The 13185-nt window shown below is 70.1% G+C and carries 10 protein-coding genes; 7 read left to right on the forward strand and 3 right to left on the reverse strand.

Translation table 11 applies throughout. From position 1 onward, the window contains the following. Window positions 1-4: 4 nt before the first annotated feature. Complete coding sequence (locus tag AB2L28_RS15790) at window positions 5-1129, reverse strand: DegT/DnrJ/EryC1/StrS family aminotransferase (protein WP_370719935.1); 1125 nt, start codon at window positions 1127-1129, stop codon at window positions 5-7. Further along, entirely contained in the window at window positions 1126-2235 is a 1110-nt protein-coding gene (locus tag AB2L28_RS15795; protein ID WP_370719936.1) for a Gfo/Idh/MocA family protein, read from the reverse strand. The genes AB2L28_RS15790 and AB2L28_RS15795 overlap by 4 nt, the downstream gene beginning before the upstream one ends. An 82-nt stretch (window positions 2236-2317) precedes the next feature. Between AB2L28_RS15795 and AB2L28_RS15800 the strand changes: the two genes are divergently transcribed. The 5 genes from AB2L28_RS15800 (at window position 2318) to AB2L28_RS15820 (ending at window position 8172) form a co-directional block, all read left to right on the forward strand. Then, entirely contained in the window at window positions 2318-3271 is a 954-nt protein-coding gene (locus AB2L28_RS15800; RefSeq protein WP_370719937.1) for a GNAT family N-acetyltransferase, read from the forward strand. Further along, window positions 3268-4053, forward strand: a complete 786-nt coding sequence (locus tag AB2L28_RS15805) for a methyltransferase domain-containing protein (protein WP_370719938.1) — start codon at window positions 3268-3270, stop codon at window positions 4051-4053. The genes AB2L28_RS15800 and AB2L28_RS15805 overlap by 4 nt, the downstream gene beginning before the upstream one ends. Then, window positions 4046-5419, forward strand: coding sequence for a hypothetical protein (locus tag AB2L28_RS15810; RefSeq protein WP_370719939.1), 1374 nt, complete (start codon window positions 4046-4048; stop codon window positions 5417-5419). The genes AB2L28_RS15805 and AB2L28_RS15810 overlap by 8 nt, the downstream gene beginning before the upstream one ends. Further along, window positions 5416-6147 carry a class I SAM-dependent methyltransferase gene (locus AB2L28_RS15815; protein ID WP_370719940.1) on the forward strand — a complete coding sequence of 244 codons (732 nt, stop codon included), beginning with the start codon at window positions 5416-5418 and terminating at the stop codon, window positions 6145-6147. Before AB2L28_RS15810 ends, AB2L28_RS15815 begins: the two co-directional genes overlap by 4 nt. A 72-nt stretch (window positions 6148-6219) precedes the next feature. Then, window positions 6220-8172 carry a glycosyltransferase gene (locus tag AB2L28_RS15820; protein ID WP_370719941.1) on the forward strand — a complete coding sequence of 651 codons (1953 nt, stop codon included), beginning with the start codon at window positions 6220-6222 and terminating at the stop codon, window positions 8170-8172. Between the two features lie 35 nt (window positions 8173-8207). Here the strand turns inward: AB2L28_RS15820 and AB2L28_RS15825 are convergent, their stop codons facing one another. After that, window positions 8208-9743, reverse strand: coding sequence for a glycosyltransferase family 2 protein (locus AB2L28_RS15825; RefSeq protein ID WP_370719942.1), 1536 nt, complete (start codon window positions 9741-9743; stop codon window positions 8208-8210). A gap of 389 nt (window positions 9744-10132) precedes the next feature. Between AB2L28_RS15825 and AB2L28_RS15830 the strand changes: the two genes are divergently transcribed. Next, window positions 10133-11293, forward strand: a complete 1161-nt coding sequence (locus AB2L28_RS15830; RefSeq protein WP_370719943.1) for a flagellin N-terminal helical domain-containing protein — start codon at window positions 10133-10135, stop codon at window positions 11291-11293. Between the two features lie 118 nt (window positions 11294-11411). Beyond that, window positions 11412-12875, forward strand: coding sequence for a flagellar filament capping protein FliD (gene fliD, locus AB2L28_RS15835; RefSeq protein ID WP_370719944.1), 1464 nt, complete (start codon window positions 11412-11414; stop codon window positions 12873-12875). Window positions 12876-13185 lie beyond the last annotated feature (310 nt).

A 13185-nucleotide genomic window follows, 5' to 3' on the forward strand; every position in this document is an offset into this window, starting at 1 on the left:
GGGTTCAGGCAGAGCTGCCGCGGACCGAGGCGATCAGGACGTCGCAGACCCGGTCGACCTCTTCCCGGTCGATGCCGGGGAACATCGGCAGACTGAGCAGTCGGGGGCTCGTTGCCTCGGTCTCGAGGACACCGGCCCGCGGCATGACGGCGTAACCCTTCTGCTGGTGGCAGGGGAACGGGTAGTGCACGGCCGTACCGATGCCCTCGGCGGCCAGGTCAGCCTGCGCCCGGTCCCGGTCGTCGACCCTGACCACCTGCAGGTGGTGCACCGACGTGCTCGCCGGTGCTTGTCGAGTGAGGGTGATGCCGGGTTCTTCGCCGAGTCGCTGCGAGTACTGGTCCGCAGCGTTCCGGCGGTGGGTGTTCCACGCCTGCAGGTGAGGGAGCTTGACGAGGAGGACGGCGGCCTGGAGAGCGTCCAGGCGACTGTTCCTGCCGACGACGGGGTGTTCGTACTTGAAGATCTCCGACCGCCCATGGTCCCCGAAACTGCGAACCGCACGAGCGAGCGCTGCATCACGCGTCACGACAGCCCCACCATCACCGAAAGCACCCAGGTTCTTGCCGGGGTAGAAGCTCGTGCAACCGGCGACTCCGAACGTTCCCACGGCCCGGCCGTCCCACTGGGCCCCCTGTGCCTGGGCGCAGTCCTCGACGACGGCGATGCCTCGACGACTCGCCAGCGCCGTGATGGCCGTCATGTCGGCGGCCTGGCCGTAGAGGTGGACCACGATGACGGCGGCCGTCCGATCGGTGATGCCGCTCGCCACCGTGGACGCCGTCACGAGCAGAGTGTCGGGGTCGACGTCCACGAAGTGGGGGAGGGCGCCTACCGCCAGCACCGCCTCCGCCGTGGCGATGAAGGTGTTGGCGGGGACCACCACTTCGTCACCAGGGCCGATGCCGAGACCGCGGAGCACGAGTTCGAGGGCGTCGGTCCCGTTGGCCACACCCACCGCGTGGTCGAGTCCGTGCTCGGCGGCCCAGGCCCCCTCGAAAGCTTCCACCACGGGCCCGCCGACGTACCTGGCGCTGCGGGTGATGGATCGCCACGCGGCGTCGAACTCCTCGTAGAGGTCTCGCTGACTCCTCTCCAGGTCCAGGAAGGGGACGGGAGGCGGGGTCACCGCAGCACCAGGGCCGGGTGGTCCCTGCGAGAGGGCTCGGCGAGGTCGATCTGGTCGAGGCGCACCTCGACGCCCTTCTCGAGCGAGACGGATGCAGCTTCGAGGGTGCGCACCACGTCGAGTCCTGCCCCGCCCCCGGTCAGCGGGGCGTTCCCGGTGCGGATGCACTCGACGAAGTGCTGGTCCTCCAGGAGGAGTGGTTCTTGGAACGGGATGTAGGGGACGTGGATGTCGCCGTACCGGTAGGTCATGGGCTGGTCATGCGTGTGCGGCACGTCGACCGGGGTGACGCCCTTGTCGAAGACGCGCAACCGTTCGTCGTTCGCGAGGTCGTCGAAGACCGCCATGCGCTGTGACCCTACGACGGTGAGCCGGCGGACGCGGTGCGGGCTCAACCAACTGACGTGGACGACGGCTTGGGTGCCCGACTCCTCGTAGTCGAGCATCAGGTAAGCGTTGTCCGTCACCGCGCGGTCGATGTGGCCCCGTCCCCAGCACCGAACGGAGCTGGGGGAAGTACCGGTGATGGAGTTGACGATGCTGATGTCGTGCGGGGCGAGGTCCCACAGCACGTCGCAGTCGGACTGGTAGAGACCCAGGTTGAGCCGCTCGCTGTCCATGTGCAGCACGTCCCCGAGTTCACCTCGCCCGATGAGATCGCGGAGTGCGCGGACAGCGGGGTTGTACGCGAAGGTGTGTCCCACCATCAGGGTCGTCCTCGTGGCTGCCGCGAGGGTCACGAGATGGCGCGCATCCAGCGAATCGAGCGCCAGGGGCTTCTCCACGAGGACGTGGACGCCGCGCTCGAGCGCGGCCCGAGCGATGGCCGAGTGGCTCGACGGTTGCGTGGCCACCACGAGACCGTCGACGGCTTCCAGGAGGGAGTCGAGCGAACTGGCCCGCCGGACGCTGGGGAACGCCGTGGCGACGGCCTCGATGCGATCGGCGTTCGCATCGTGGACGACCAGCTCGTCGACCTCGTGCACGGTGCTGAGGACCCTGGCGTGCTTCGAGCCCCAGTAGCCGAGTCCCACGACGCCGATGCGCATCTCTTCCTCCTGCTCCGAGTCCGTGACTCGAGTGACCACAGTGGCAGCGGAGATCACATCTCATCACGTAAAGTGCGCTCCCGTGACGGGGAGTGGGCAAACCATAGCCAGAAGAGGGGCCGCCGCGTGTCCGGAACGCGTGTCGACGTCCTCAGCCACTGCGACGTCCGCTGCGACCCCGGCCCGCCCGCAGGAGGGCACTCCCCGCGACCGGTGGCCGGAGGACCTCTTCTACCGCGGCGACTACCACGACCTCCACGCCGCAGACCGACCCTCGCTCTACTGCCGGTGGGACGCCGGCGGGCTCGACGTCGGTGCGATCCACTTCGGGGAGGTCGGTGCGGGGGTCTGGCGGAGCCCGGCGCGCGGCACCTTCGCAGGGCTCGCCTGGCGAGCGGACAGACCCCTGCACGAGGCCTCCGAGTTCGTCCGGGTCGTGGAGACGCGACTGCGGGACCGTGGGGCTCGTCGCCTCGAGGTCGTGCTCCCACCGCTGGGGCACGACCTGCAACGTGTCAGCGACCAGGTGCAGGTCCTGTCGGAGCTCGGCTGGGGGGTCGCTCGCACCGAGGTGGACGAGATCATCCCTGTTGACGAGGTGCCGCTCGAGACGAGGATGGAACGGGGGAACGCCAAACGCTTGAGGAAGTGCCGGCGCGACGGCTTCCACGCCGCGGTCCTCGAGCCCGACGAGCTCCCGTCCGTCTACTCCACCCTGGTGGCCAGTCGTGTCGCGCGCGGGTGGCGGTTGTCCATGGACCTGCCTCGGATGCACGACATGCAACGCCTCTACCCGGACCGGGTGGTCCTCTTCGGTGTGCGCGCCGGCGACCAGCTCGCGGCCAGCGCCTTCTGCCTGCGTCTCAGCGAACGGGTCCTGTACGTCTTCGCCTGGGGGCACCTTCCGGTGTTCCACGCGTGGAGCCCCGTGGTCGCTCTCGCCGAGGCGATCCACGACCACTGTCGGGCAGCAGGGGTGCAGCACCTGGACCTCGGAACCTGCCCGTCGGATCAGCCGGGTCTCGTCCGGTTCAAGCGCGGACTGGGGGCCTCCGGGTCCTTGAAGGTCACCATGGCCAAGGACCTGACGTGAGCGCACCGGCGCCGGACGGCCCCGCGGTGGCGGGCGACGAGCCGCGGAACCTCGACGACTACGTGGTCCAGTACGGCCGCCTGCCCTTCGAGCCCCTCCAGGCGGCGGTTCGCCGTCGTCGTGTGCTGCAACAGGTCCGGAGCATCGCCCCGCGGCGACTCCTCGAGATCGGGTGCGGGCTCGACCCGTTGTTCACGGACCTGCCCGACGTGCAGGAGATCGTCGTCCTGGAACCCGCGGCGGCCTTCGCGTCGGCGGCGCGCGCTGCGGCCTCGGGATGCCGTGGGGTCACGGTCGTGGAGGCGCGCGCCGAGGACGTCGCCCCGGCTGATCTCGGCGCGCCGTTCGACGCGGTGGTGCTGAGCAGCCTGCTGCACGAGGTCCCCGACCCTTCGGCCCTCCTGCTCGCAGTCAGGAGGTTCTGCGGCCGATCCACCGTGGTGCACGTCAACGTCCCGAACGCCCGTTCCCTGCACCGCCTCCTCGCCGTCGCCATGGGACTCGTCGAGGACGTCTACGCGTTGTCGCCGGTCCAGCGGCAGATGCAGCAGCGTGGCACCTACGACCTCGACGGCCTCCGCGCGGAGCTGGCAGCAGCGGGGTTCGTGGTCGCGCGGTGGGGAACGGTGCTCGTCAAACCGTTCCCGCACGCCCAGATGCAGGAACTCGTCGACTCGGGGTTCCTGACGCCACGACTGATCGACGGCCTGGATTCGCTCGCGGAGGCGTTGCCCGAGATCGGTTCGGAGCTGTGGGTCGACGCCGAGGTCGCGGATGTCTGAGCATCTGCTGGTGGGCGGTAATCTCGCCATGCTCGTCGCCGCGGCTGACCTCGTCGCCCGAGGCCACGGCGTCCGCCTCCTGACCGACGGCGCCGCGCCCGGTGGGTACTTCCGCGGATCCGTGGTCGAGGGCGAGACGTTCGACAACGGCATGGTCCTGATCGAGCGCAGGACCGAGGCCGGCGGGTCGGCGGCTGACGAGCCGACACCGTACGCCCCCTCCGCCCTGCACGATTGGACGCGGTTCGGCCAACGTGTGGACGACTGGCTCACCGGCCGGGTCGAGCTCCGTCGCGCACCGTCCCTGGAGGTGTCGGTGGATGGTCGGCGGTGGCCGGACCACCTGTTGAGCAACCGTTTGGACGTGTTCGGCCACCTGGGGACGGACGACCCCGCGCCGTTCCAGGTCGGGGACGCCCGACACCCTGCGGTGAAGTCCACGTCGCCGACCTTCGACGAGGTTACCTACGGCGAGCTCGCGCCCCTCGTCCACGGTGCGCGCAACCACGCCCACCTGATCACCCCCTTCGCCCGCAAGGTGCTCGGACCGTCCCACGAGCACGTGCTGGCGCGGCACCACCGCAGCGGCTGGCTGCCGCTCTACTGGCCCGAGTCGGTCGCGAGCGCCCGAGCCGGGCTTCCCGTGGGCATGCCCGAGTACCCCTTCTGGTCCGTGGCCGGGGGGACGGTGAGCGATGTCGTCGCTGGACTGGTCGGGGAACTCGCTGACTCCAACGCGTGCGAGGTCGACACCTCACCGGTCGTCGCCGTGGGCCGCGACGCCCGCGGCTGGCAGGTGCGAACGGCCGCGGCGGGGAGAGGCAGAGCCTCCAGGCTGGCCGTCGGACTGACTCCGGCCCGTCTGCACGAGGTGTCGGGCGGTGCGTGTGCCGCACCCGTCGACCCACCTGCGGCGAACGGGGTGGACCTCGTCTACTGCCTCGTCCGGGCAACCGGGGCTCGAACCCCCGTGAGTTGTCTCCTGGTCACCGAATCCCACCTCGACGTGTACCGCCTCACCGACCAGGACGTGCTGGCCGGTACGGACCGGCCCTGGCACCGCGTGGTCCTCGAGGCCCGGACGCGGGGTGCGTCGGTGACCGGTGCGGTTCCAGGGCTCGTCGGTGAGCTCTGCGCCCTGCTGGGTGTGGACGCCGAGGACGTCCGGGTCCTGGGAGCACGGCGGGCAGAGCGGGGGATCCCGCTCCTGTCGGCGCCCGTCGTCGAGGCCGACGCCGCTCGGGCTGCCGCGACGGTGGCGTGGGCCCGGGACGCGCCGCTCAGCGGCTCGCTGCTCGGCCTGCACGTCACCTCGATGAACGACCAGATCGTCCAAGGACTCGAGATCGCCGAGGAGCTGTCGTGAACACCCGTGTCCAAGAGCTGGAGCGCATCGCCGCCCAGTACCACCTCAACGACGACGTCGTCGACAAGTTCATCGAGGACCTGTGTCAGGAGTACTGCTGCGACTGGCTGGCCACTCTCGTCGACCCGACCCACGACGTCGTCGAGCTGGGGTACGGGGAGGGAGTGACCGTCTCCCGCCTGGGGCGGCTGGCCCGGCGGTACACCGTCGTCGAGGGAGCCCCCACCCTGGCGCAACGCGTCCGGGAGGAGCACCCCGGGCTGGAGGTCGCCGAAGCGCTCTTCGAGGACTGGGCCCCGGCACAGCCCTGCGATCTGCTCCTCGCCCTGCACGTCTTCGAACACGTCGACGACCCCGTCTCCCTCGCCCGTCACCTGCGGTCGTGGGTCGCTCCCGGCGGCGAGATGGTCGTGATCGTCCCCAACCGCGACTCGCTGCACCGCCGTCTCGGGGTCGCCATGGGGCTCCAGCCCACTCTGGACACCCTCAGCCCCAGGGACGTCCTGGTCGGCCACCAGCGGGTGTACGACCTTCCCGGTCTGGAACGGGACCTGGCCCAGGCGGGGTTCGCGACGGTCGAGAGGCGCGGGTTCTTCGCCAAGGCCCTCCCCAACGCCCTCATGCTCGACCTGGGGCCGGAGCACATCCGGGGGCTGAACGCGCTGGCTGAGGAGTTGCCGGCGTCGCTGTGCGCGAACATCGCCGTCCGCGTACGACCGATCGGGTGAGCCCAGGGGTTCAGGACGGTCACCGACCGGCCGATGTTCCTGCCGACGGGTTGCCGGAGTCAGGAGGATGTCGTGACGGGAACAACGGTTCCGCCTGAGGCGACGGTGCTGGTCATCGGCGCGGGTGCGGAGGGGGTGCACGAACCTCTGGGGCGTGCGCTGGCGAACGCTCGTGCCGCGGGCTGGGACTTCCTGGGAGTCGACCCCTCGGTCGCTGCGGCCGCGCGCCTGAAGGGGAGCCCGGGGGACGTGGTCACCTGGATGCTGAGCGCTTTCGTCCCGCAGCTCGTCCTCGTCACCGACGACGTGGACCCCGGTGGCGAGCTGCCCGCCGGGACGGACGTCCTGGCGGTGACCTCGATGCAGCTGGTGCACGCGCTCGCGCGGGTGCTGGGCGTGCCTCCGACGACTTGGCGAACAGGCCAGGAGGTGGGCGCCGACCAGATCACCGAGCCTGACGACGACTCTGTCCGGGGGCTGCAGCAGAAGCTGCTCGGCCTGCGGGCCGGCGGGCTCCAGGTCGTCGAGCACACCCCGAGGGCGAGCATCGTGATCGCCTGCCACAACCTCGACTCCTACGCGCACGAGGTGATGCGGTCGTCGCTGGACCAGACGTTCGACGACTACGAGGTCGTCGTGGTGGACGACGGGTCGACGGACCGCACGGCTGAGATCCTGCGTTCCTACGCCACCAACCCCAAGGTGCGGGTGGTGACGCAGCCGAACATCGGCGGTACGGGGCGGATGGACCTGGTGCAGAACCGGCTGATCCGCGAATCCCGGGGTGAGTTCGTGGCCTGGGTGGGGGGCGACGACGTCAACACACCGCGCCGCCTCGAGGTGCAGGTGCAGGCGTTCGACGACGACCCGGGCCTGGACGTGTGCCACGCGGGTGCTCACTTCATCGACGAGCTGGGTCGCGTCACCGGTCGAGGGTTCCGGCCCCCGGTGCCCTACGACGACCTGAGCATGCTCCGCCAGATCATCCACACCAACCTGGTGGGGGCACCGTCGGTGATGATCCGTCGGTCCGCCCTCGAACGCCACGGGTTGTTCGAGCAGGGACTGGCGTCCGACTACCACTTCTGGTTGAAGACGGCCGGGATCCTCCGCTACCGGTACCTCCCGCACGTCCTCGTGCACTACCGACGGCACAGCCAGAGCCTGTCGACCAGCGCCTCCGGTGTCGAGCGGACGGTGCGCGACTCGATGAGGCTCCGCTCGCTCGTGCTCGCCGCTCGGCCGCTGGTCGACTTCTTCCCCGAACTGCGCGGTGGCCAGCACGTCCGGGCCGAGGCCGAGGCGTCCATCGCCCTCGGCAACGCGCTCCTGCAGCTCGATGCGCAGCTGGCGCTGCAGGCTTACGACACCGCCCTCGGGCACGGTTCGGCCGACGCGTTCCACAACGCTGCCATCGCCCACGTCTTCGCCGGGCAGGCCGATCAAGCCCTGGCCTGTGCCCGCACCGCCGCCTCCCTGGACCCCACGTGCGCGGCGCTGCAGGAGGCGTGGTCGGGGCGCGGGGAGTCCCAGGTGGCGCTGCGGCAACCGCGCGGTCACCTGCTACCGGCCGTGCAGGAGGCACGCCGACTGCTGGGTGGCTCGGCACGGCGGTGGGACGGTACGACGCTGCAGACTCGACGCGCCTACCTCGCCTTCGCTCCCGGTCGCGAGGATCTCGCCCGGGCGGCCCTGCAGATCTGGTCCACCCGGACGCACAGCACGAACCCGTTGCGCTGGATCCTGCCCGCACGCCCCGGGCAGGCTCAGGACGCGTTCGCCGACTTGGTCTCGCTCGCGGCGGGACTGTCCCTCGACGACGCAGCGGACATCACGATCGAAGAGGTGGAGGACCTGTCGATGCTCCCCCCGCAGGAGGACCAGGCCAACGTTCTGCCCGACACGGAACGGCGGCTGGTCGGCTCGTTGTCTTCAGAGGCCGACCTGGGGGTCTTCACGCGGTGGGTGGGAGAGTGCCAGATGGACCTCGCCCGACGGGGATTCGAGTCCTGGCTGCCTGCCTGACGGGGGAGGGTCCGGTGCCACGTACCGGACTCCGTTCAGGCGGGCACCAGGGAAGCTGCCAGAGCTGGTGCGTACCGGGTCAAGCTCGCGACGACGTTGTCCACCTGGTCGTCCGGCACCACCGCGAGCATCGCCTCCAGTGCCGGGGTGATCCAGGTCTCGCCGATCTCGTGGAGGACGCCGGCGCAGACGATGCGGGTCGTGGTGTCCCGCTGACCCGCGGCAGCCGCGATCCGACGCAGGGGACAGAGATCCTCCAGACCCGCTTCCCGCAGACGAAGGGACCACCTCAGCGCCTCGTCCACCGTCATGGACGGCCACTGCCTGGCCACGGCGGCGAGCAGGGAGGGCCGGTGCCCGGTCCTGGTCCACAGCGCCTCGAAGAAGCCGGCCGTCACCTCGGCGAGGCACGTCTGCAGCTGCGCCAGGAACGGCTTGACCAGGGCGTCCGGCAGGGCGGCGGCCAGCCGGGCTGCCCCGTCGGCCGTCTCCTCGACCAGCAGCAGAGCGCTGACGGGGGAGATGCCGGACCTGCCGGTCGTGACGTGCGACAGCAACAGCTCCGCTGCCTCCGCACCGCGCCCCTGGCGAGCGACGCACGTGATCAGTTGATCGGTGTGGGCGTCCGCCCGGAACTGCGCCGACGTCCGGTGCACGTCGTCCTCCAGCCCGCGCAGCAGGTCCTCGGCTCGGTTCCAGTCGCCCTCAGCCATGCTGACCTGCGCGCGCATGGCCGAGCACACGTGCTTGCTCTCCCCCCACGCCTCCATGCGGTCGATCCACCGGCGCGCCGTCGTCAGGTCGCTGAGGGCCAGGGCGCTGACCAGGACCGTCGGCCCGGCGATCAAGCCCGACCCGTCCGGGAGGGAGTCGAGGTCGAGGGTTGCGAAGGTTCGCAGGGCCTTGGCGTGGTCACCGGCGAGCGTCGCCGAGCGCGCCACGTTGATGACCAGGTCCGGTTCCACCGTCCTGCCTCCTCCGCGAGCCTTCTCCAGAGCTGCCTCGGCGAGGGCCAGGTTGCGTGCGCCCTTGTTGCGCTCCCGCATGTAGACGGCGGTGTAGCCGTAGTGGCGCAGGAAGATCGTCGAGTTCTGGACCTGGCTGACCGCCCCCCAGCGGCCGACGATGACCTCGTGCAGCATGCCCTCGAAGCGGCAGTGCGACCGCCGCAGCACACGGGCCACCATCGCCCGGTGCTCGGCCCCGCCGTCCGCGTAGGAGCTGGACACCACCTCGAGCGCGAAGCTGTCCGTCGTCGCCAGGCGCAGCGACCGGCGCCAGGCGCGCGGGTCGCCGTGCACGACCTCGTCGGCGTCGACGCTCAGGACCCACTCGCCGGTGCAGTGCTCGAGCGCGCGGTTGCGGGCCGCGCCGAAGTCGTCGTCCCAGAACCCCTCGACGACCGTGGCACCGTGCTCCCGGGCGATCGCCACCGTCCGGTCCCGGCTCCCGGTGTCGTAGACCACGATCTCGTCGACGAACGGAGCCACCGCGGCCAGGGATGCCCCGAGGAGCTCTTCCTCGTCCTTCACGATGTAGCTCGCGGTGACGAAGGTGGTGGCTTCGGGCATCTGCATCCCCTCTCGATGAACGCCGAACGGGCTCCGGTTGCGCCGGTGCTCTCGTGCCGACGCTGGCAAGGGTAGTGCGTCCGAGGAGATGTCGTCACCGGTAGTCACTAAACGGCTACTTAGGGCACTATTGAGGGGCAGTTCGTGCACCCGTGTGGGTCAGGACGCCCACCCGTCCGTCGCGCCGTCGACGGGCAGCAGGTGCACACAGGCGGGGCGGTCCGAGCCGGCTCGGAGCATCACCCGAACGGGCCAGGGGGAAACCTTCAGGTCTCTCGGGCTCCGGCCGATGGAATGACTGTCCGGCCCGCTCAGGCGGACCGAGGACGACCGGACCACGGATGGACCGGTTCCCCCACATCGACCCCACTCACGGAGGAATGAACGTCATGGGTCTTCGCGTCAACAACAACATCGCGGCTCTGAACAGCTACCGGAACCTGCAGGCGACGGACAAGCAGCTCAACGGCTCCCTCGAGAAGCTGTCCTCCGGGCTGCGCATCAACAAGGCTGCCGACGACGCGGCCGGCCTGGTGATCTCCGAGGGTCTGCGCTCGCAGATCGGTGGCCTCACCGTCGCGGCCCGCAACGCCCAGGACGGCGTCAACGTCGCCCAGACCGCGGACGGTGCGCTGAGCACCTCCACCACCATCCTGCAGCGCATGCGCGACCTGGCCGTGCAGTCGTCCAACGACACCAACGACACCGCGTCCCGCACGGCCATCCAGAAGGAGATCACCTCCCTCTCGGCCGAGCTCGACCGCATCTCCGACAAGTCCTCCTTCAACGGTGTGAACCTGCTCGACGGCACCTTCGCGGGCAAGATCTTCCAGGTCGGTGCGTACAACGGCGACACGATCACCTTCGACGTGAAGTCCGGTGCCGCCGCCGCCTCGGCCGTCGCCGCCGCGACCGAGACCTTCGTGTCCACCGGTGCCTTCGACGACGCGGCCGTCAGCGCCGTCAGCTCCGTCACGGTCAACGGCACCACGGTCTCGTTCGCCACCGGTGGCACCGCGGCGGCGGCGGTCTCGCTGATCAACGCGAACGCCACGATCTCCGCCAACTGGACCGCGTCGATCTCGGGCAGCTCGCTCGTCCTGACCTCCAAGGTCGCCGGCAACGTGACCGACGCCGCCGTCTCGCTCGGTGGTGCGGCCTTCGGCGGCACCACGACCGACGGTGCCAAGGCGGCGGCCGCGATCAAGGCCGACTCCTTCGGCTCCGGTGGCCTCGGGCTGGCCTCGATCGACCTGTCCACCCAGAGCGGTGCGGCCGCGGCGATCGCCACGATCGACAGCGCGCTCAAGACGGTCTCCGCCTCGCGCGCCTCGATCGGTGCTCTCCAGAACCGCTTCGAGCACGTCATCAACTCCGTCAACGTCGCGGTCGAGAACCTGACCGCGTCGGAGTCGGCCATCCGCGACACCGACATGGCCAAGGAGATGACGAAGTTCACCCGCAGCCAGATCCTGTCGCAGGCGGGTACGAGCATGCTCGCGCAGGCGAACTCCGCCTCGCAGAACGTCCTGACGCTGCTGCGCGGCTGAGTCTGACACGAGGCGGTCCGACCTCGGTCGAGCCACTCCTTGAGGCGGGGGTGCCGGTGCTGCCGGTGCCCCCGCCCGTCTCCACATCAACCTCGAACAGACAGGAAGGGAGACCGGGATGACTTCCGTCTCATCGTCCACTGTCGACGGATTGATCAGCGGGCTCGACACCAGCACGATCATCTCCCAGCTGCTGTCCGCGGACGCCGCTCCGCAGAAGCAGATGAAGACGAACGTCAGCACGGCCCAGCTGAAGGTGACGGCGTACCAGTCCGTCAACACCAAGATGTCGGCACTCCAGACCGCCGCGGAGAACGTGTCCAAGGCGGCGACCTGGTCCTCGGCGAAAGCCACGTCGTCCAGCGACGTCGCCACCGCCACCACGAGCAGCACAGCCCAGCCGGGCACCGTGTCCCTGGACGTCACGCAGCTCGCCACCGGCCGCAGCGTGCTCAGCAAGGGCACCTACAGCGCGACGGACACCGGCGCCAAGGCGGACATGGGGTACCCGCTGGACGTCGTCGCCGACGGGAAGATCGTCGGCACGGTCAGCCCCAGCAAGGGCACGCTGTCCGATGTCGTCGCCGCCATCAACAAGGCGACGAACCTCGGGATCACGGCCGTCGCGGTGCGGGTGGGGGAAGACCAGTACCGCCTCCAGATCACCTCCACCAGGACCGGCGAGAGGGAGGGGCACTTCCAGCTCGTTCCTCGCACCCCTGACGGCACCCCCGACGGTGCGACCGCCACCACGCTCGATCCCCACGGCAAGGTGGTCGTCCCCCCCGGGGCGGAGAGCACGAACTACGACGACATCGCCACCGCCAAGGACGCACTGGCCACGCTCGTGACCGAGGCGGGGCTCGCCAGCCCCGCCAACGCCGTCCTGAAGTCGTCGACGAACACGTTCAAGGACGTGCTCAACGGCGTGGACGTCACGGCGGCCAAGACCGGGCAGGCCACCATCACGGTGGCCGGCGACCCCGACGCGGTCGCCTCCGCCGTGGAGGCGTTCGTGAAGGCCGCGAACGCCGCGGTCGACACGATCGGCATCCAGTCCCGTGCCGGCGCCGTCGGCTCCGACGGCAAGGTCGTCGGTGGTGGCACCTTGCGAGGTGACGCGACCCTGCGTCAGCTCAAGACGTCGATCCTGGCGAACATGACGTCGGCGCTCGGGACGAACGTGTCTCCGGCCGCCTACGGCATCCAGTCCACCAAGGACGGGGAACTGACCTTCGACAAGGCGAAGTTCCTCGAGGGGTACAAGGCCGACCCGGTGGCGGCGCAGAAGCTCCTCGCTCCCCGGAGCGTGGATCCCGACAGCACGGCAGCCGGCCTCGTCGACCGCCTGGCCGGGATCGCCAAGGGTGCGACGGACCAGTACACCGGTTCGCTCACGACGGCGATCACGGGCCAGAACTCCACCATCAGCGACTTGACCAAGCGGATCGCCGACTGGGACGACCGGCTCGCGGGCAAGAAGGAGCGGTACCAGAAGTACTACTCCGCGCTGGAGTCGTCCCTGGGCAAGTTGAAGAGCCAGTCCTCCTGGCTGGCCGGGCAGCTGTCGTCGCTCAGCTGACGCGAGAGGGCCGGTGACCGGTGGAGCCGGGTGTGCGCGGTGCGCACACCCGGCTCCTCGTCGTTCCCCGGTCGTGGGCGTGCGCTCCGCGGTGCCCCGGGCCCGCGGCGGTGCCGGGTACACCCGCGTCCTCCGGGACCGGGTGACGTGGCCCCGCGGTGCGCGGATCGGACCCGCGTCGCGGGACCGGTTCCTCGCGACCGCGGCCGGACGACCGAGACGGGTCGTGTCGTGTCGACCCTGCTCCAGGCGCGGGCCGGCCAGGAGAACCAGGACGGCCAGGCAGGCCAGGACGGCCACGGCGACCACG

Source organism: Kineococcus mangrovi, from assembly GCF_041320705.1.
GTDB lineage: Bacteria > Actinomycetota > Actinomycetes > Actinomycetales > Kineococcaceae > Kineococcus > Kineococcus mangrovi.